The following is a 19374-nucleotide window of genomic DNA, read 5'->3' on the forward strand; positions in this document are numbered from 1 at the left end:
GGTTTAAAACCTGTCAGTTCAGAAAGTAGAAAATTGTCTGAGTGACTCTATCCAAGATAGTATATAGATAAAGCAATGTGGATACTTATTAGAATAAGGGGCAATGAGCCAATGATCCCACGTATATCACAAGCCCCCCATGTCAGTGAGCTGGCACAGGACTATTTGACAGCACTGAAAGAAGCCGGCTTTACGGGAGACACTGCCAGCAGTTATGCCGATAGGCTGACAATGGCGACAGATAACAGTATTTATCAACTGTTACCACAAGCGGTTGTATTTCCTCGCTCCAGTGCCGATGTTGTATTGCTGGCAAGAATAGCAGGAGAGGCGCGTTTTAGGACGCTGACCTTTACCCCACGCGGTGGAGGGACTGGCACAAACGGACAATCACTTAACAATGGTATTGTGGTGGACATGTCCCGCCATATGAACCACATTCTGGAAATCAATCCAGAACAGGGATGGGTAAAAGTAGAAGCCGGCGTTATCAAAGATCAACTTAATCAATATCTAAAACCTTTCGGTTATTTTTTCTCTCCAGAACTTTCCACCAGTAATCGTGCCACGTTGGGCGGCATGATCAATACCGATGCTTCAGGGCAGGGATCATTGGTTTATGGCAAAACCTCGGATCACGTACTGGGTGTACGCGCGGTTTTGCTGGGTGGGGAAATGTCAGATACCCGCCCTATGAGCACAGCATTAGCGGAATCGATTGCCCAAGAAGAGAGCGTTATTGGCCGGGTTTATAAAACGGTTTTAGAACGCTGCCGTGAACAACGGAAATTAATCATTGAGAAGTTCCCCAAACTCAATCGGTTTCTGACGGGATACGATTTGCGCCATGTATTTAGTGACGATATGCAGTCTTTTGATCTCACCCGCATTTTAACGGGTTCTGAAGGTACTCTGGCCTTCATTACAGAGGCGACACTGGATATCACGCCGCTGCCCAAAGTCAGACGATTGGTGAATGTCAAATATAACTCTTTTGATTCTGCCCTGCGCAACGCCGCCTTTATGGTAGAAGCCAGGGCGCTCTCAGTTGAGACGGTAGACTCTAAGGTACTCAATCTGGCACGTGAAGATATTATTTGGCATTCCGTGAAAGAATTGATTACTGATGTGCCTGATAAAGATATGCAAGGTCTGAATATTGTCGAATTCAGTGGTAATGATGAACAGGAAATTGATCAGCAGTTGCAAGCGCTTTGCCTGCGCCTTGATGAATTGATGGAAAAAAATCAGGCGGGCATTATTGGCTATCAGACGTGCCATGATTTGCGGGATATTGAGCGCATTTATGCCATGCGGAAAAAGTCTGTCGGATTATTGGGCAACAGTAAAGGCACAGCTAAACCCATTCCCTTTGTCGAAGATACCTGTGTTCCTCCTCAGCATCTTGCTGATTATATCGCCGAATTCCGCCAGCTTTTGGACAGTCACCAGCTGAGTTACGGGATGTTCGGACATGTGGACGCCGGTGTTTTGCATGTGCGCCCTGCGCTGGATATGTGTGATCCGGAGCAGGAAATGTTGATGAAACAGATTTCTGATGAAGTTGTTCATTTGACCGCTAAGTACGGTGGTTTGTTATGGGGAGAGCATGGAAAGGGCTTTCGAGCAGAATATAGTCCCGCCTTTTTTGGTGAGACTTTGTATAACGAACTGCGCCGGATCAAGGCAGCATTTGATCCTCATAATCGGCTAAATCCAGGGAAAATTTGTCCGCCAATCGGGGCCGATGCGCCAATGATGAAAGTTGATGCCGCTAAACGTGGGACTTATGATCGTATGATCCCTGTCAATGTAAGAACGGCATTTCGCGGAGCGATGGAGTGTAACGGTAACGGGTTATGCTTCAATTTCGATGTTAGCAGCCCAATGTGCCCATCGATGAAAATTAGCCAGCATCGTATCCATTCTCCCAAAGGCAGGGCGACTTTGGTCAGAGAGTGGTTGCGGCTTTTGGCGGAGCAGGGGGTTGAACCCAAGTTGTTGGAGCATGGTCTGGATCAGACACGTCCCAGTTTGCGGGGTTTAATTGAAAAGACCCGTCATAGTTGGCAGGCATGGCGGGGTGAGTATGATTTTTCACATGAAGTCAAAGAGGCGATGTCAGGTTGTTTAGCCTGTAAGGCTTGTTCAACACAATGTCCGATCAAAATCGATGTCCCTTCGTTTCGTTCACGTTTCTTAGCGTTGTATCACAGCCGTTACCTGCGGCCATTGCGTGATCACATTATTGCCAATGTTGAACACAGTACGCCATTGATGGCGAAGGCGCCGCGGGCAGTTAATTTTTTCCTGAAACAACCGTGGGTACAGAAAATCAGCCTGTATACCCTTGGCATGGCTGATCTGCCGTTGCTCTCCTACCCGACATTGCAACAGCAACTTGCCGGTCACTATGCGGCAAGAACCACGCTGGAACAGTTGGAAGACTTATCACCGACTCAGCGTGCCCAACATGTGTTAATTGTTCAAGATCCTTTTACCAGTTACTACGATGCGAAAGTGGTCACTGATTTTGTGTTGCTGGCAGAAAAGTTGGGATATAAGCCCGTTTTACTGCCATTTTCACCTAATGGAAAAGCGCAACATGTCAAAGGCTTTTTGCAGCGATTTGCCAAAACGGCGGAAAAAACGGCGGATTTCCTGAACCGGATCGCACGTCTGAATATTCCCATGATAGGTGTCGATCCGGCTCTGGTTCTGTGTTATCGGGATGAATACAACGATATTCTCGGTGAACGGCGGGGGAATTTTAACGTTCAGTTGGTGCACGAATGGTTAACCGATATCCTGCCGGAAAAAATGTCACAAACGAAAAGTAGTGATGATTCAATATCCCTACATGACTGGTACTTACTGGGACACTGTACCGAAGTGACAGCGTTACCGGGTAGTAGTCAGCAGTGGGCGGATATCTTCCGCCATTTTGGTCATCAATTGAAGCATGTCAGTGTCGGATGTTGTGGCATGGCGGGCACATATGGCCATGAAAAGAAAAACCTGGAGCGATCGATTGGCATCTACACACTTTCATGGGCACCGGCACTGAAAAATTTATCTTTAGAGCATTGCCTGAGTACCGGATATTCGTGTCGCAGTCAGGTGAAACGTATAGAAGGAAAACCACTTAAACATCCATTACAAGCCTTATTGGAGATAATGCCGTGATTTGGAAACGTAATATCGATGTGAATACCCTGAATCAATTTAATGATCAGTGTATGGTAAAACATGTAGGGATCGAATTTACCCAGCTTGGCGATGATTTTATTGAAGGAACCATGCCGGTTGATCACCGAACTAAACAACCCTTCGGGATACTGCATGGCGGGGCATCGGTGGTATTGGCCGAAACACTCGGCTCTATTGCCGGTTATCTCTGTTCGGAAGGTGAACAGAAAGTTGTGGGAGTAGAAATTAATGCTAACCACCTAAAATCTGTTCGTGAAGGCATGGTTAAAGGGATTTGCAAACCTATCCATCTTGGCCGCTCACATCAGGTCTGGCAGATTGATATTTATAATGATCAGCAACAATTATGCTGCACATCTCGCCTGACAACGGCTGTGTTATCTTAGTATTATCCTATTGTTTTATCTTGTTTTTGTTCCTGTCAATATTGGGCTGGCAGGAACAACCTTGCTCTTTGATTGCTACAAATAAGATAGAATAGTTTGGCAAAATAGGCTATTAATTAACCACAAACGTTTAAGTATCCTTTTCAGGAAGCACGTATGAAGCGATCTTTAACTTTTATCGGCATGTTCTTGAGCAGCATGTTATCGTTAAGTGGATTGACTAATATCGCCCATGCTGTCGAGTATCCATTGCCTCCTGCCAATAGCCGCCTGATTGGCGTTAATTCCACCTATATTGTGCCCGATGACGGGCATCCGTTAGAATATATCGCAGCCGAATACCAAATAGGGTTACTGGCGATGTTGGAAGCGAATCCAGGTATTGATCCCTATTTGCCTAAACCCGGTATGGAGTTAATTATTCCATCCCAGATGCTGCTGCCAGACACGCCTCGCCAGGGAATTATTATCAATCTGGCTGAACTCAGGCTCTATTATTTCCCTGCGGGGAAGGATTATGTTGTTGTTTACCCTATTGGCATCGGTCAGCTTGGGCGTGACACGCCAACCATGACAACATCAGTCAGTCAATTGATCGAGCATCCGACATGGACGCCGACCACGAATATTCGCAAGGATTATGCCAGTCGGGGAATTATTTTGCCTGCCGTCATGCCAGCGGGGCCGGACAATCCAATGGGGGATTTTGCCTTACGTTTGGCTGCCGGGCGTGGCGAATATCTTATCCATGGTACAAATGCGAATTTCGGTATTGGTATGCGGGTGAGTTCAGGATGTATTCGTTTGCGGCCCGATGATATTGAAGTGCTGTTTCGGACTGTCCCACGAGGAACGCGCGTCCAGATCATTAATGAACCCGTGAAATACGCCATTGAGCCGGATGGTAAGCGCTATGTGGAAGTTCATCAGCCGCTTTCCCGTAAAGAGACAGATGATCCACAAATAATGCCGATCCCACGTTCTGAAGACTTCATGAAGTTTATTAATAGTCGTAAAACAGATAAATTCCTTGTTGATCACGCAATGATCCGTCGTTCAGGAATACCCGTGCAGGTGAATGCAGGGCAGGAGGCTAAGATACCTTCATTGTATCAACCCGAACCGGTTTATTAACTGAAACCGAAGAAACGGGTAAATATGGGGCGGGAAGCAGAAGTAGAAATGGCGTACAGTGGTACGCCATTTTGTTATTAACTCATTTTATCTACTACAAAGATTATTTCTTGTATGAACGAACCTGGTTATCAAGGCGCTGGTTCGCACGAGCAGCTTCATCTCTGGCTGATTGTACATCAGAACGAATAGAACCGAGGTCACTGCTCAATTGGTCAACTTTGGAACCGAGAGTTTGCACCTGAGAGGCAAGCTGTTCAACTTTCGTTGCGCTTGAACAACCCGCCAACAGGGTGGAAGCCAGAATTACTGCACCAAATACAACTTTAGTACGATTCATCACATTACCCTCTAGATTAAGTTAATCTCCAAGTAGCCATCTAAGTATTACACAAACTATTTTAGAAAGAGAATAAATTTTTGCTATGAAAAAAATTTTTACCTTTCTTTATCTCAAAATAAGCCAATAATTTTTGGATATCGGCAATAAAATGGCAGCCGAATAGATGATTTAACCAGAATAATCAAAAAAGCCCAATCTGCATAATACAAATATGGGCTTCCTTGATTGCCAGTGCTGTCCGGGAAGATTATCCAAGGTTAGACAGCGCGGTATTGATGGCTTTTAAGCCTCAGAGCACGTGAACAGAGGACGTATTTGTTGTGCCACTGGGGACTAATGCACCGGATACCATAACAACGATATCCCCAAGGTGCGCCATGCCACTCGCCAACGCGGCTTCTTTACCAATACGGTAAAAATCATCGGTAGAAGCGATTTCTTTGACAACCAGAGTGGAAACACCCTTGACTAGCAGCAATTGACGCGCCGTGATTTCATTCGTTGTCAATGCAAGGATTGAAGCGTTAGGGAAATATTTGCGGATAGATCTTGCCGACTTACCACCGTAAGTAGCCACGACAATCAGTGGTGATTCCAGTTTTTCTGCGATTTCCACAGCACCACGGGAGACCGCTTCGGTAACACGCAGTTTCTGAGAATGGGTATTTTCAATTCGGCTGCTCATAACGCGATCTGTACGTTCACAAATGGTTGCCATGATGGAAACCGCTTCGACAGGATATTTCCCTTTAGCACTCTCACCAGACAGCATTACCGCATCTGTGCCATCTAAAATAGCGTTGGCAACGTCGCCCGCTTCGGCACGAGTAGGGCGTGGATTTTTGATCATTGAATCCAGCATTTGGGTTGCAGTGATAACAACTTTACGAGCCGCATTACATTTTTCAATCATCATTTTTTGCGCGAAGATAACTTCTTCTACTGGGATTTCAACACCCAGATCACCACGGGCAACCATGATACCGTCAGAAGCTTCGAGAATTTCATCGAAGTTAGTCAGACCTTCCTGATTTTCGATTTTGGAAATGATTTGGATATGTTCACCCTGATGGGCTTTCAGGTGTTCACGGATTTCCAGTACATCGGAGCGTTTACGGATGAAAGATGCCGCGATGAAATCGACACCTTGTTCACAACCGAAAATCAAATCTTGTTTATCTTTTTCTGCCAATGCGGGTAAGTTAATGGACACATTTGGCAGGTTAACACCCTTATTTTCGCCTAAGTCACCGTTGTTCAATACCTCACAGATTACTTCGGTCGCGGTCGTTTCCTTAACGGTCATCGCGAGCAAACCATCATCAACCAATACGGTATTGCCGGGGTTCAGATCTTCTGGCAGGCCCGCATAAGTCACCGCAACACGCTCTTGATTGCCGATAACGGATTTATCTGTCGTAAAGGTGAAAGTTTGACCCGCAGTAAGGGAGACGTCATTGCCACCTTCCAATTTCATGGTGCGGATTTCAGGGCCTTTAGTATCCAGTAAGATTGCTGCTTTTTTGCCAGTTTTCGCTGCAACAGCGCGAATGTTTTTAATGCGATGACCATGCTCTTCGTAGTCGCCGTGAGAAAAGTTCAGGCGCATTACATTCATACCTGCATTAAGCAGTTCGGTCAATTTCTCTTCGGATTCTGTTTTTGGCCCGATGGTACAAACAATTTTGGTTTTTTTCATGACAATCTATCTACTTTAGTTAGCTGAAACCATTCAACTCATGACATAAGCGTATTATAGAGACTAATTTCTGTGAAATGAATCAAAAAATGGTGCTTGAAAAGATTTCCATACAACAGGGAAAAGATATTTATAGCTCATGATTAAATAAATCAGGGAGTTGTTGCGCAAACAGGCTATTTTGAATTTTTAGTACGCAGGTAGATTGGGCAACAATGAATTTGTGATTATAGAAGTCACTTGAATGGTGCAAGGCTAAGAAAGTGGGTAAATCAGGGGGAGATATAAGTTCATAGTTTGAATATGGTGCGTCCGAGTGGACTCGAACCACCGACCCCCACCATGTCAAGGTGGTGCTCTAACCAACTGAGCTACGGACGCACATCGCATTCTTTTTTGTCAACCCGATATTTGGTGCGTCCGAGTGGACTCGAACCACCGACCCCCACCATGTCAAGGTGGTGCTCTAACCAACTGAGCTACGGACGCAAACTAAATTTCTGGAGCCGACAACGGGGACGAATATTAACGGGCACTGGGCTTTCTGGCAAGGGGAAAATGCAAATTCCTGTTCAACTGCTCGCAATTACATCTTTTAGCGTGAATTTGCAGCTTTTCCCCTGGTATTGGTAACTTAGTGAACTGAATTAATGTGTAGAACGTTTCAGAATATAATGGGTGGGTTGTTTTTGTGTCCATAGAATACGGTAACCCATCATGAATGCTGATGCGGTTAAACCGATAATAAACCCAATCCAGAAACCCTGTGGTCCCATCGGCGTCGTGACATAATCAGTCAACGCCAGAATATAGCCACTAGGCAGCCCTAAGATCCAATAAGAAATAAAAGTGATAACGAAAATAGAGCGCGTGTCTTTATACCCGCGTAATATCCCCGACCCAATGACCTGAACCGCATCAGAAAGTTGATAAATAGCGGCAAACAGCATCAGGTGGGAGGCAAGAGTAACAACCTCAAGGTTATCATTGTACATAAATGCAATATGCTCGCGGAGCAGCACGGTGAAGGCTGCTGTTATACAAGCAATAATTAAGCCAACAATAATACTCGTGTAGGCGGATATTTTTGCGCCTTCAGTGGATTGTTTGCCCAGATTGTAACCAACGCGAATGGTTGCCGCTATCCCCAATGATAGCGGGAACATAAACATCATCGAGCTGAAATTGAGTGATATTTGGTGTCCGGCGACGGCAACGACACCGAGTGGAGAAACTAATAACGAGACGACAGCAAACAGAGTAACTTCAAAGAACATCGCCAGGGCAATAGGTAAGCCAAGTAGTGTAATCCGTTTTTGTGTGTGCCATTCAGGGCCGACGAATTTGTTAAATGTTTGGATATCTTTTTGGGAAGGCGAGTGTTTCACATAGGCAAGTAACAACAGGAACATCACCCAGTAGACCGTTGCGGTTGCGACACCACAACCTACTCCACCCAATTGGGGTGCACCAAACTTACCGTAAATAAAAATGTAGTTGATGGGAATATTGACCAGTAGACCAGCAATGCCGATAACCATTGCTGGCTTGGTTTTCGATAATCCTTCACATTGACCACGCAAAACTTGGTAGAACAGATAACCCGGTGCTCCCCACATGATGGCATGAATAAAGTCCGTCGCTTTTTGGGCCAATACAGGATCGACGTTATGTTGTGCTTCTATAACAAATTGGCTGTTATACAATACCGCAATGATCAGGACAGAGAGGAAGATTGCAAGCCAGAACCCTTGCTGGATTTGACCTGCAACGTTTTTTCTTTGGCCAGAGCCATTCATATGTGCCACGATGGGAGTTAAGGCGAGCAATAAACCTTGACCAAACAGAATAGTTGGCAGCCAGATTGATGTGCCAACAGCAACGGCTGACATTTCAATAGCACCCGCTTTACCAGCCATAACAGTATCGACGAACCCCATCGCAGTTTGTGAAAACTGTGCGATGACAACCGGGATACCTAGAGCGAGCAAACTACGCGCTTCATTTAAATATTTCTGCACGTACTACACCTTTTTTGATTGAAAATTAATGAGAAAAATAAGGAATATTTTTGCGAGCAAACGATGTAAATGGAAAATGTATCGCTTATAAGCATCCATCATTGTATAGGACTCATTTTATTAATCCAATCGTTGTACGATTTTTATCTAAATCATGTATTAGACAATTATGATGTTTAAACGAGATGGTATTTAAACAGAATGGTATTTAAACAGAATGGTGTTTAAACGCGGTGAGTAGGTTAAACTAATCCGCTAGATGAAATAATTAAAGAGGTTCCCATGTTTACAGGTATCGTTCAGGGAAAAGCACCGATAGTTGCCATTGATGAAAAAATGCATTTTCGGACCCATGTTGTTAAATTTCCGGCTGAATTATTACCCGGAATTGAAACGGGCGCTTCTGTTTCCCACAACGGTTGTTGTCTGACTGTGACTAAGATCGATGGTGATTTAATTAGTTTTGACTTAATGAAAGAAACATTGCGTCTGACCAATCTCGGCAAACTTAGACCAGGTGAGTTAGTCAATCTGGAAAGGGCGGCTAAATTTGGTGATGAAATTGGTGGGCATTTGATGTCCGGTCATGTTATTACTACAGCGGAAGTGGCCAAGATCTTCACGTCTGAAAATAACCATGAGATATGGTTTCGAATTCACGACAAACAATTGATGAAATATATCCTGCACAAAGGGTTTATTGGTATTGACGGGATTAGCCTGACCATTGGCGATGTCGTCAATAATCGCTTCTGTGTTCATTTAATTCCAGAAACAGTGGAACGAACAACGCTGGGCAAAAAGCGTTTGGGAGAAAACGTAAATATTGAGATTGATCCACAAACTCAAGCGATTGTAGATACCGTTGAACGGATTCTGGCTCAGAAAGAACAAGAAAAATTATTGTTACAGACTGACGGGCAATAAAGAATATTTCTAGATTATGTTGTAGAGAAGTGTTGTAGAGAAGTGTTGTAGGTTTTATCGTAACGCTATTCGGTAAAATCCAATAAAATAAGAAAGCTACAGGAATATTATTTCTGTAGCTTTGCGAATCCTATCATGGGGAGCACTATCTAGGTACTCTTAATCCTTTTTCAATGCCTCGCGGACTGAATACTACCTGCCATAACTGAATATCTCTTGCCCGGAATGCGCCTGCACAAGCATTCAGGTAATAACTGAACATCCGTTTAAAGCGTGGACTATAATTATGCTCTATTTCGTGCCAACTGGCAGTAAATCGCTCATACCATGCCATCAGGGTTTTGTCATAGTCAGCCCCAAAATTGTGCCAATCTTCCATAACAAACTTTCCATTGGTTGCCTTAGCGATCTTGGTTATCGAGGGTAAGCAACCATTGGGGAAAATGTATTTACTGATCCAGGCATCGGAACCTGATTTATCAATATTAGAGCCGATGGTATGGAGAAGGAATAGACCATCAGGTTTCAGGTTCTTTTTCACAATATTGAAATAATTGTCATAATTTTTCGGGCCAACGTGCTCAAACATACCGACGGAGACAACGCGATCAAACTGGAGGTTAAGGTTTCGGTAATCTTCAAGGATAATTTTTACATCCAGATCCTGACATCGTTCCTGCGCATATTTTTGTTGCTCGGCTGAAATCGTTACACCTGTGACAGATACTCCGTAATTTTCCGCCGCATAAGCTGCCAGACCTCCCCATCCACAACCGATATCCAATAAGGTCATGCCTGGCGAAAGTTGTAATTTTTCGCAAATCAGGCGGAGCTTATGGGTTTGTGCTTCCTCCAGCATATTGGCATCTTTCCAATAACCGCAAGAATATTGCATATGAGGATCAAGCATCCGGGTAAAAAGGTCGTTGCCTAAATTATAATGTTCCTCACCAACAATCCAGGCGCGTCTGGGAGATTGTAAATTAAATATACGAGAGATAATTATCTTGAAGATATCTTTGACATTTTTAGGAATACGATGTTCTAAACCAGCCTGTAATACTTTATAGAAAAAAATATCAAGGCGATCACATTCCCACCAGCCATCCATATAACTCTCACCCAGACCCAGGGAACCTTCTTTCAATACGCGCTTATAGAAATCAGGATTTTTAATGCGGATATCGAAAGGACGCTTGCCATTGATTTCAATATCAATTTCCTGAAGCAATTCATGGGTGATCCTATACCAGGGATCCGTTATTGTTTTTTTACCTTCAACGAAAGATGAACTCATATACTCTCCAACATTTGTGTGATGGAATTTTGAGGTGTCACTTTATAGCTATTTTTTATTATGTAAAACCTTGAAGGTTTATTAGAAAATAATATTGAAAGCACATATTGCTTAATTCATCCTGAAATTGAAAAGAACTTCAATGCGCCAAAAGACCCTCAAGTTCCGCATTCTTAGAATAATGAATCTGTATGAGTATATGAGTGAAATGGTATTTAAACAATCATCCAAAGGTCACATAATGATGCAACCTTTAGATAATAATGTTCTTAATTATTATTTTTTTGGGGAAATTATTGAATGTATGTTTAGCTGATTTTTTTAACACCCTGTTTTTGCAACCGATAACCAACAGCCATTGGAACAGCCGTAAGTACCATGACGGTGGTTGTCGATAAGAGAGGAGATGCCATAAATACGGAGACTATCATACTCGCGACAAAACAGAGACCCAGTTGCAGCGCATTTTGCAATGCAGCCGCTTTACCGCTGTTCTGAGGATAAACAGCCAGCGCGTTGGCGACCGCAATAGGATAGGATGCGCCATTCATTGCCGCCATCACACAAAAAGGAATAAGGATGGCGATAAATGAAGGTTCACTCAATAGTGAAATCAAATAAATGACGATCATGCTAACCGCATAGCCCACTAACAGGAAGGGGAATACGGTTTCGCTTTTCACTTTTTCCAATAAGAGGCGGCAACCATATCCGCCAATCATAAATGCCAGCGTTTGGGGAATATAACTGAGGCCGATATCGGTAGGATCATAACCCATATTTTTCAAAATCGTCGGTGAGCCTGTTAACCAAGCAAAAAAACCTGCACTGCAAGAGGCGTAGATCAAGACATTTCCGCTGAAAACAGGGGAAGTGAATAACGTAAAGAAAGAAACCGCTTTTTCATCGGCCTTGGTTTTAGTATTCGTTCGTTTATTAGTGAGAAAAAATGTGGGGATGAGCAACAATATTGTCACGATCATTAGGACAAGGAAAATGATTCTCCAGCTACTGTGCGTTAATAACCATGCACCCAACAAAGGGGCAAGGGCAGGCGAAAGGGCGACCAGAGGCATGATCATGGCAAAAACACGTTTGGTATGTTCTGCATCATATCGATCAACGACTAAAGCCTGCCAGGTCACCGCCGCAGAACAAACCCCAACGGCTTGTATAAACCTCAATACCAGTAACTGAACAGGATCAGTGATCCAAAGCATCCCTAAACAGCTAATGGAAAACAGGGAGAGTCCGATAATAAGAACAGGTTTTCTGCCTAAGCGGTCAGACAATTGCCCCCATAAAAGTTGGGCAAAAGCGAATCCGGCAAGAAAAATACTAAGGCTCGCACTGATGGCATTTGTTGATGTCCCTAATTCTGCTTTCATTGCATCAAAAGCGGGCAGATACATGTCGATGGCCAAATAGCCTAGCATGCTTAGGCCTGCGAGATAAAACATGAATGGAATGGCATTTTTATTTGTTGTCATTGTGTCAATAACTTGGTGTGGTGGTTGATAAGGAAATATTGGGCTTATTTTATATAGCATGATTTTTACTTGTGAAACGGTAATATTTGCACCATGCTGTGAAAAAAATTGAAAGGAAGATATATGTGGTCTGAATATTCTCTGGAAGTCGTTGATGCCGTTGCCAGAACAGGAAGTTTCAGTGCGGCTGCGTCAGAACTTCATCGTGTTCCTTCTGCTGTCAGTTATACGATAAAACAGCTTGAAGAGTGGCTGGCAGTGCCTTTATTTGAACGTCGTCACCGTGATGTCGATTTAACGGAAGCAGGGGCTATTTTTGTCAAGGAAGCACGTTCTGTTATCAAAAAAATGAATCACACTCGGCACCAGTGCCAACAAGTTGCTAATGGCTGGCGGGGGCAATTCAGTATTGCTGTTGATCAGGTCGTAAAACCAGAACGAACGCTTCAGTTAATTTTGGATTTTTATCGTCATTTTCCAGATATTGAATTAGTTATCTATCCGGAAGTTTTCAATGGCGTATGGGATGCTCTGGTCGATGAACGGGTAGACGTTGCCATTGGCGCGACACGGGCCTCTCCCGTTGGGGAGCGATATAGTTTCAGGGATATGGGATTTATGCCATGGTTATGTGTAGCCAGCCCTGAACACGAACTGGCAGTGATATCAGGAAAATTGAACGATGACCAAATGCGGCCTTATCCCAGTTTATGTCTCGAAGATACGTCACGCAGCTTGCCTAAGCGTGATACCTGGGCTTTGAATAATCAACGGAGGTTGATTGTTCCTGATTGGGATGTTGGGTTAAGTTGTCTGATGGATGGATTATGTGTCGGTATGGTGCCCAGGCACCGTGCACTACCGTTGATCCGTAAAGGCAAGCTGATTCCACTCGAACTTGAACAACCTTTGCCTGACAGCCCATGCTGCCTGACATGGTCGCAAAAGAGCCATTCACCCGCATTAAGTTGGTTACTTGATTATCTGGGAAATAGCGAAACGCTTAATGCTGAATGGCTGCAAGAAAATTAACGGTCAGCGGCGATAATCGATAAAAGGTCCATCCGCAACAGAGCGCCGTTCAACGAGGCGTGGATGGACTTCGATCGTTTGTGCATCCTCACGCTTATTGATGATTCTGTCCAGTAACATTGAAAAAGCCATTTGCCCTAAACGTTCTTTGGGTTGGTGGATGGTTGTTAATGCTGGTGTGAAATAGCGGGCATTGCGAATATTGTCATAACCGATAATTGAAATATCTTGTGGAACGCGCAATCCTGACTCATCAGCTGCACAGATAGCCCCCATCGCCATGACGTCCCCGCCGCAAAAAACGGCTGTCGGGCGATGCTTCTGATTCAGGATCTTGTACATGGCTTGATAACCGGACTCAGGTTCAAAATCCCCTTGTACAATCCACTCATCCCGAATGGTGATGTTGGCTTCTTTCAATGCCTTGAGGAAACCTTGATGGCGTCCTCCGCCGGTATTTCTTGCCAATGGCCCGGGAATGGAAGCAATATCACGATGACCGCGCTCAATGAGATAACGACCCGCTAAATAACCACCATGAAACGCATTATCAATGATTGCATCGGTAAAATCCCCTTTGGATTCTCCCCAATCCATGACCACCATAGGAATATTACGGTAGTCTTCCAACATACCCAATAGTTGCTCAGGGTATTCTGAACACATTACCAGCAAGCCATCTACGCGTTTTTGCGCCAGCATGGCGAGGTACGCTTTCTGTTTATCGAGGTTATTATGAGAATTACATAAAATCAGTGTATAACCTTTGCCATAGCAGCTATTTTCAACCGATTCTATGATCTCAGCAAAATAAGGGGCTTCACTTGATGTTGCCAGTAATCCGATGGATTTGGTGTGGTTAACTTTCAAGCTGCGGGCAACGGCACTGGGCGAGTAGTTCAGTTCCTTAATCGCAGCCCAAACCGCGGCCTTTGTATCTTCGGCGACGAAACGGGTTTTATTGATAACATGCGATACGGTTGTGGTCGAAACACCAGCGCGTTTAGCCACATCTTTAATCGTTGCCATGATAAAAAGGACTCCTGACCTTTTGGTCTAATTGGTATACCTTTTATCTTTCAATTTTGAAATCTATCGGGTATAGCTATTTGTTAATCGTTTGCCAATATATTTATGTATAGAGTGATAGTTGGCAACAAGTTAGCGATAAACCTTGGATTTTGTCTGATCTAGCTCAAAAGTGAAAGTAATAATCGATGCTATAAAGAGTATGGATTAAATATCGGGTATGGTTTTTTTAGATGGTACGACACATAACCGACTAAAATTTACACTATAAAATTTATCGTGTTGAGATATCTTAATTTTCACATTGAGGATGTTCTATGGATACAGATCTGAAATTGGGATTATTGGCTGCCGGTAGTGCATTAATCATGATTGTTTTTCTGGCAAGTCTCTGCTTGATCTGATTAAGATCGAAAAGAATAATTTGTAACATCACTTGCTTTAAGGGCGGGTTTTCCAGCAATGGGGATGCCAGGAATGAAGGAAAACCTGCCCTTGTTATTTTAACCTGGTATAAGAATTAATCTTATTAAGCCAAGTTTTCTTCAACAAATTGCCAGTTGACCAGCGCCCAGAAGTGCTCTAAATATTGAGGACGCGCATTACGGTAATCGATGTAGTATGCGTGCTCCCAAACATCCACGGTCAGTACGGGTTTGTCTTCACCAGTCAATGGCGTTGCTGCATTGGATGTGTTAACGATAGCCAATGTGCCGTCAGTTTTCTTGACTAACCAAGTCCAACCAGAACCAAAGTTTTTCAGGGCTGCGTCAGTGAACTGCTGTTTGAACTCAGCAAAAGAACCGAAAGCATTGTTGATAGTGTCTGCGACTTTTCCAGTGGGTTCGCCACCACCATTTGGTGACAGGCTATGCCAGTAGAACGAATGGTTCCAGACTTGTGCTGCGTTATTGAAGATGCCGCCTTCAGATGTTTTGATGATAGCTTCCAGCGATTTTCCAGCAAACTCAGTATCTTTAATCAGATTATTCAGGTTTACAACATAAGCGTTGTGATGTTTGCCATGGTGGTATTCTAGCGTTTCTACGGAAATATGTGGTTCCAGGGCATCTTTGGCATAAGGTAATGCGGGTAATTCAAAAGACATTGCATGCTCCTTTTTAATATTGGGTTTTTTGGCTCTACAAACCATGACTTAAGATACTCATCATGGGTAGGGCAAATTTAATTTCATTATCGTATTACTTTTTTGACAATTATCTTAACAACTTTTCTGCTAAATAACAGGGAAAAAGATGCTATCAGGCGGCGAACTGGCGCAGAACTGAACGGCAACACAGGTTAGATACTCTTAGTTAGAGTAGGGATATCTCAATGAATTGTTACAAGTCATGGCAAAAATTTGCCGTATAAAGTCACGGTAGAAAAATGAGTGCAGAAAGTGGTATTCTGCATCAATCTTTATCTTATGCTGATAAATAGCGCTTGCAGTTTTTAAGGAAGCAAAAATGACGAATTTTAATACAAACTCAAATACAGTTACTGATACAACGGCTGATGCGGTTGTTGAGAAAATCGAACGTCAGATCAGAGAAAACCCCATTCTGCTGTATATGAAAGGTTCACCGAAACTGCCCAGTTGTGGCTTCTCTGCCCAGGCAATTCAGGTTTTATCCGCTTGTGGTGAGCGTTTTGCTTATGTGGATATTCTGCAAAATCCAGATATCCGTGCTCAACTGCCTAAATATGCAAATTGGCCGACTTTTCCCCAGCTTTGGATTGATGGTGAATTAGTGGGAGGGTGTGACATTCTGGTTGAGATGTATCAGCGCGGTGAACTACAAACACTGATCAAAGAGACTGCCGACAAATATCGTGAGCAGGAAGAAGGTCAGTAATTCATCCAAGTGATGGAGACTTTTCGACACCCCATACTTTAATCGGTATGGGGTGTCGATTTACAGCATTAATCGATATGGACTTTGCTTTTTTTAAGCCTCGTCATGCGCGGTGTCAGTAGGGAGTAAGGGCCAACCGCCTAACCGTTTCCAGCGATTGACAAGTTCACAAAAAAGCAGGGCAGTCCGATCGGTATCATACAGAGCGCTGTGTGCCTGATTACTGTCAAACGGAATTTCCGCTGTAATGCAAGCTTTGGCAAGGATTGTCTGACCAAGAACCAAACCACTGAGTGCAGCGGTATCAAAAGTTGCGAATGGATGGAATGGATTGCGTTTCAAACTCGCACGTTCAGCCGCAGCCATGACAAAACTGTGATCAAAATTGGCATTATGGGCGACCATAATCGCGCGGTTACAATTCGTCTCTTTCATGCCCTTGCGGATCATCTTAAAAATTGCATGCAAGGCAGTGTATTCATTGACAGCGCCTCGTAAGGGATTCGTTGGGTCAATACCCGTGAAAGCGAGAGCGGCAGGATCAAGGTTGGCCCCTGCAAAAGGTTCAATATGAAAATGCAGCGTATTGGCAGGTGTTAGCCAACCTTCTTCATCCATTTTTAAAGTAATTGCAGCAATTTCGAGTAAAGCGTCTGTGCGCGCATTAAAACCAGCGGTTTCGACATCAATGACAACAGGATAATAGCCACGAAAACGCCCACTTAACATATTTTGATCGTTTTGATTAGACATCTGATTTTCAGTTTTTAGCTTCGATAATAAAGGGCAAATAAGATATGCCCTTTTGTCAGTGTGTAAATAATTTTTAGATAGTTTGGCCGTTATTGATAGAATTAGTTGCCTAATGCACTGCTGGCACTTGAATTTTCTATCAGTTCAATCTTATAGCCATCGGGGTCTTCAACGAATGCAATGACGGTTGTTCCACCTTTAACCGCTCCTGCTTCGCGAACCACTTTCCCTCCGGCAAGTTTGATGCGTTCACAGGTTGCCGCAACATCATCAACACCCAAGGCGATATGCCCAAACGCGGTTCCCATTTCGTAGTTTTCAACGCCCCAATTATAAGTCAGCTCAATAACAGCACCTTGGCTTTCATCGGTATAACCAACAAACGCGAGAGAATACTTATACTCTGGATTTTCACTGGTGCGAAGTAAACGCATGCCCATGACCTGAGTATAGAAATCAATCGAGCGCTGCATGTTGCCAACACGGATCATCGTATGGAGTAAACGCATGATTACCTCTTGATATTTATAGTTTTATTGCGAAACACAGCTTTATTATGAAATACAGCTTTATTGCAAAAATTTGCTCACACACCGGCATATGCTTAGTTCAACTATAACGTGTATAGAGAAAACAATTCAAATTCGCCTGTTTATTTATTTGATTTCCATTTGTTACTATTTTGTTTTGAAATGTTATAACTGAGGTTTATACTGATCAACAAATAGTTTCATTATGGAAATAATTGATAAATCCAAGTACAGGAGGATGCGATGGCCGAACAATTAGAATTTTTTGCTATTCCAAGCCCTTGTCAAGGAATTTGTGAATCTAATTCCCGGGGTTTTTGCCGGGGATGTTATCGTAGCAGGGAAGAGCGCTTTATGTGGATGACACTATCGGATAATGAAAAAAGAAAAATATTGCGCTTATGTCACCAGAGACATCTAAGGGAATTAAGAAACAAGGAGAAGTGGCCAGATATTATCTCGCAACAACCAAATTTGTTTTAGTTTTGTCCTGAGTTGATCAAAAAGTATCACCTATGTGAATTATAGTTCAGGATGATCGTAAAAATAAGAAATATTACCTACAATAAATGATATGTTACCTATATTATATTTTTTTTATTTGACATAAGTCACTAAAATGCATCTATTCTGTTGATGGAATTCGGTATTTCAGTAAGAATTTCTTATCAAAGAAGTATTTATTGAACAAGAAATGAACTGATTTGTTATCTTATTGTTTTTTATGTTATTTATTTTAATATTATCAATATCTGTAAGATAAAAATGATATTAATGTAAAAATATATAGATTAGTATTTGGATGGCGGTTATTCTTATAGAACTTTAACCGAGTGGAAATGTATATATTTTGGGGGATTGTGCTTTTTTTGTTGATATTTAAACTTATAAATAGTTTAGTAATAAGATTATTTTATGTGGTTTATATCGTTGGTGGATTAATGCGCGATTTTATTCGGTGCGCCGTGCAATTTCGCTCTTTAGGGCGACGAAAATGTCAACTTTGAGTAACAAGCCAACGCGACACTAATTAGGTCATTAGCGAATTGCTGACTCTGCTAATGTAAGCATGATATAGGTGCGTATCCATTATTCAGATGAATAAACTGATTGGATAATTCATTGATGTTATATGAGTCTCTAATTATAAGGAGGGGTAATTGGAATTGACATTGGGATCAGATCTGGCACGTGTAGTCCGTGTTTGGCGCGCTTTAATTGATCATCGTTTAAAACCGTTGAAATTAACTCAGACACATTGGGTTACTCTATACAATATTAGTCAACTGCCGCCAGAGCAGTCACAGATACAGCTCGCAAAAGCGATTGGTATTGAGCAACCCTCTTTGGTAAGAACACTTGATCAATTAGAAGAAAAAAAATTGATCACACGCCATACATGTGCCAATGATCGACGTGCAAAAAGAATCAAATTAACCAGAGAATCGGAAACTTTTATTAGAGAAGTGGATAGTGTTATTGCTTCGACAAAAAAAGAAATTTTGCAGGGAATTACTCATGATGAGTTAATTCTGCTTGCTTCTGTAATAAAGAAAATTGAAAAAAATATTAACCAATTGCACAAACAGGTAATATAAAAATTAACCTATAATAAAATCGCGGTTCAGATCCATTATGGATAAACCGCGATTTTTTAGTCTTGT

17 protein-coding genes and 2 tRNA genes are annotated in these 19374 nt (G+C 42.8%); 8 read left to right on the forward strand and 11 right to left on the reverse strand.

Annotated elements, in window-relative coordinates; all coding sequences use genetic code 11:
• The first annotated feature begins 111 nt into the window (after positions 1–111).
• The 3 genes from ydiJ (at position 112) to PSI15_RS04880 (ending at position 4730) form a co-directional block, all read left to right on the forward strand.
• Positions 112–3186 carry a D-2-hydroxyglutarate dehydrogenase YdiJ gene (ydiJ, locus tag PSI15_RS04870; RefSeq protein WP_273582532.1) on the forward strand — a complete coding sequence of 1025 codons (3075 nt, stop codon included), beginning with the start codon at positions 112–114 and terminating at the stop codon, positions 3184–3186.
• Positions 3183–3596 (forward strand): hotdog fold thioesterase, encoded by a 414-nt coding sequence (locus tag PSI15_RS04875; RefSeq protein ID WP_273582533.1) that lies wholly within the window; start codon positions 3183–3185, stop codon positions 3594–3596. The genes ydiJ and PSI15_RS04875 overlap by 4 nt, the downstream gene beginning before the upstream one ends.
• Positions 3597–3752: 156 nt before the next feature.
• On the forward strand, positions 3753–4730 hold the full coding sequence (locus PSI15_RS04880; RefSeq protein ID WP_273582534.1) for a L,D-transpeptidase family protein: 978 nt from the start codon (positions 3753–3755) through the stop codon (positions 4728–4730).
• A gap of 103 nt (positions 4731–4833) precedes the next feature.
• On the opposite strand, the gene PSI15_RS04885 is transcribed toward PSI15_RS04880, so the two are convergent.
• From PSI15_RS04885 to PSI15_RS04905, 5 genes are all read right to left on the reverse strand, one after another.
• Positions 4834–5070, reverse strand: a complete 237-nt coding sequence (locus PSI15_RS04885; protein ID WP_273549999.1) for a major outer membrane lipoprotein — start codon at positions 5068–5070, stop codon at positions 4834–4836.
• Between the two features lie 292 nt (positions 5071–5362).
• A complete protein-coding gene (gene pykF, locus PSI15_RS04890; RefSeq protein ID WP_273582535.1) occupies positions 5363–6772 on the reverse strand; it encodes a pyruvate kinase PykF in 1410 nt (469 codons plus the stop codon).
• Between the two features lie 304 nt (positions 6773–7076).
• Positions 7077–7153 (reverse strand) — tRNA-Val (locus PSI15_RS04895).
• Positions 7154–7184: 31 nt separating this feature from the next.
• Positions 7185–7261 (reverse strand) — tRNA-Val (locus PSI15_RS04900).
• Positions 7262–7419: 158 nt separating this feature from the next.
• Entirely contained in the window at positions 7420–8793 is a 1374-nt protein-coding gene (locus tag PSI15_RS04905; RefSeq protein ID WP_273582536.1) for an MATE family efflux transporter, read from the reverse strand.
• Between the two features lie 282 nt (positions 8794–9075).
• Here PSI15_RS04905 and PSI15_RS04910 point away from each other — a divergent pair, with 282 nt between their 5' ends.
• Positions 9076–9720 (forward strand): riboflavin synthase subunit alpha, encoded by a 645-nt coding sequence (locus PSI15_RS04910; RefSeq protein ID WP_273582537.1) that lies wholly within the window; start codon positions 9076–9078, stop codon positions 9718–9720.
• 145 nt (positions 9721–9865) lie between these two features.
• On the opposite strand, the gene cfa is transcribed toward PSI15_RS04910, so the two are convergent.
• On the reverse strand, positions 9866–11017 hold the full coding sequence (cfa, locus tag PSI15_RS04915; protein WP_273582538.1) for a cyclopropane fatty acyl phospholipid synthase: 1152 nt from the start codon (positions 11015–11017) through the stop codon (positions 9866–9868).
• A 308-nt stretch (positions 11018–11325) separates the two neighbouring features.
• On the reverse strand, positions 11326–12507 hold the full coding sequence (gene punC / locus PSI15_RS04920) for a purine nucleoside transporter PunC (RefSeq protein ID WP_273582539.1): 1182 nt from the start codon (positions 12505–12507) through the stop codon (positions 11326–11328).
• A 123-nt stretch (positions 12508–12630) separates the two neighbouring features.
• Between punC and punR the strand changes: the two genes are divergently transcribed.
• A complete protein-coding gene (gene punR, locus PSI15_RS04925; RefSeq protein ID WP_273582540.1) occupies positions 12631–13539 on the forward strand; it encodes a DNA-binding transcriptional activator PunR in 909 nt (302 codons plus the stop codon).
• Between the two features lie 3 nt (positions 13540–13542).
• Here the strand turns inward: punR and purR are convergent, their stop codons facing one another.
• Positions 13543–14568, reverse strand: a complete 1026-nt coding sequence (purR, locus tag PSI15_RS04930) for an HTH-type transcriptional repressor PurR (RefSeq protein WP_273582541.1) — start codon at positions 14566–14568, stop codon at positions 13543–13545.
• A 529-nt stretch (positions 14569–15097) separates the two neighbouring features.
• The gene (gene sodB, locus PSI15_RS04935; RefSeq protein ID WP_273582542.1) at positions 15098–15676 is read right to left on the reverse strand and encodes a superoxide dismutase [Fe]; all 579 of its coding nucleotides are present in this window, start codon (positions 15674–15676) and stop codon (positions 15098–15100) included.
• A gap of 361 nt (positions 15677–16037) precedes the next feature.
• Here sodB and PSI15_RS04940 point away from each other — a divergent pair, with 361 nt between their 5' ends.
• Complete coding sequence (locus PSI15_RS04940) at positions 16038–16427, forward strand: Grx4 family monothiol glutaredoxin (protein ID WP_273582543.1); 390 nt, start codon at positions 16038–16040, stop codon at positions 16425–16427.
• A gap of 93 nt (positions 16428–16520) precedes the next feature.
• Here PSI15_RS04940 and rnt read toward each other — a convergent pair whose 3' ends face one another.
• Together rnt and gloA are read right to left on the reverse strand one after the other, a co-directional pair.
• Complete coding sequence (gene rnt, locus PSI15_RS04945) at positions 16521–17180, reverse strand: ribonuclease T (RefSeq protein ID WP_273582544.1); 660 nt, start codon at positions 17178–17180, stop codon at positions 16521–16523.
• A gap of 101 nt (positions 17181–17281) precedes the next feature.
• Positions 17282–17689: a lactoylglutathione lyase gene (gloA, locus tag PSI15_RS04950; RefSeq protein ID WP_273582545.1), complete on the reverse strand. Its 408-nt coding sequence runs from the start codon at positions 17687–17689 to the stop codon at positions 17282–17284.
• 264 nt (positions 17690–17953) lie between these two features.
• Here gloA and PSI15_RS04955 point away from each other — a divergent pair, with 264 nt between their 5' ends.
• Positions 17954–18193 carry a DUF1289 domain-containing protein gene (locus PSI15_RS04955; protein WP_273582546.1) on the forward strand — a complete coding sequence of 80 codons (240 nt, stop codon included), beginning with the start codon at positions 17954–17956 and terminating at the stop codon, positions 18191–18193.
• A gap of 677 nt (positions 18194–18870) precedes the next feature.
• The gene (gene slyA / locus PSI15_RS04960) at positions 18871–19308 is read left to right on the forward strand and encodes a transcriptional regulator SlyA (RefSeq protein WP_273582547.1); all 438 of its coding nucleotides are present in this window, start codon (positions 18871–18873) and stop codon (positions 19306–19308) included.
• Positions 19309–19374: the final 66 nt, after the last annotated feature.

Origin of the sequence: Xenorhabdus sp. PR6a, from assembly GCF_028599065.1 — a bacterium.
Classification (GTDB): Bacteria; Pseudomonadota; Gammaproteobacteria; order Enterobacterales; family Enterobacteriaceae; genus Xenorhabdus; species Xenorhabdus doucetiae.

Bases quoted from the DNA above. Each gene is read 5' to 3' on its own strand.
- ydiJ (WP_273582532.1), top strand. From the start codon at position 112: ATGATCCCACGTATATCACAAGCCCCCCATGTCAGTGAGCTGGCACAG.
- PSI15_RS04880 (WP_273582534.1), top strand. From the start codon at position 3,753: ATGAAGCGATCTTTAACTTTTATCGGCATGTTCTTGAGCAGCATGTTA.
- PSI15_RS04885 (WP_273549999.1), bottom strand. From the start codon at position 5,070: ATGAATCGTACTAAAGTTGTATTTGGTGCAGTAATTCTGGCTTCCACC.
- pykF (WP_273582535.1), bottom strand. From the start codon at position 6,772: ATGAAAAAAACCAAAATTGTTTGTACCATCGGGCCAAAAACAGAATCC.
- PSI15_RS04910 (WP_273582537.1), top strand. From the start codon at position 9,076: ATGTTTACAGGTATCGTTCAGGGAAAAGCACCGATAGTTGCCATTGAT.
- cfa (WP_273582538.1), bottom strand. From the start codon at position 11,017: ATGAGTTCATCTTTCGTTGAAGGTAAAAAAACAATAACGGATCCCTGG.
- punC (WP_273582539.1), bottom strand. From the start codon at position 12,507: ATGACAACAAATAAAAATGCCATTCCATTCATGTTTTATCTCGCAGGC.
- punR (WP_273582540.1), top strand. From the start codon at position 12,631: ATGTGGTCTGAATATTCTCTGGAAGTCGTTGATGCCGTTGCCAGAACA.
- purR (WP_273582541.1), bottom strand. From the start codon at position 14,568: ATGGCAACGATTAAAGATGTGGCTAAACGCGCTGGTGTTTCGACCACA.
- sodB (WP_273582542.1), bottom strand. From the start codon at position 15,676: ATGTCTTTTGAATTACCCGCATTACCTTATGCCAAAGATGCCCTGGAA.
- PSI15_RS04940 (WP_273582543.1), top strand. From the start codon at position 16,038: ATGACGAATTTTAATACAAACTCAAATACAGTTACTGATACAACGGCT.
- rnt (WP_273582544.1), bottom strand. From the start codon at position 17,180: ATGTCTAATCAAAACGATCAAAATATGTTAAGTGGGCGTTTTCGTGGC.
- gloA (WP_273582545.1), bottom strand. From the start codon at position 17,689: ATGCGTTTACTCCATACGATGATCCGTGTTGGCAACATGCAGCGCTCG.
- PSI15_RS04955 (WP_273582546.1), top strand. From the start codon at position 17,954: ATGGCCGAACAATTAGAATTTTTTGCTATTCCAAGCCCTTGTCAAGGA.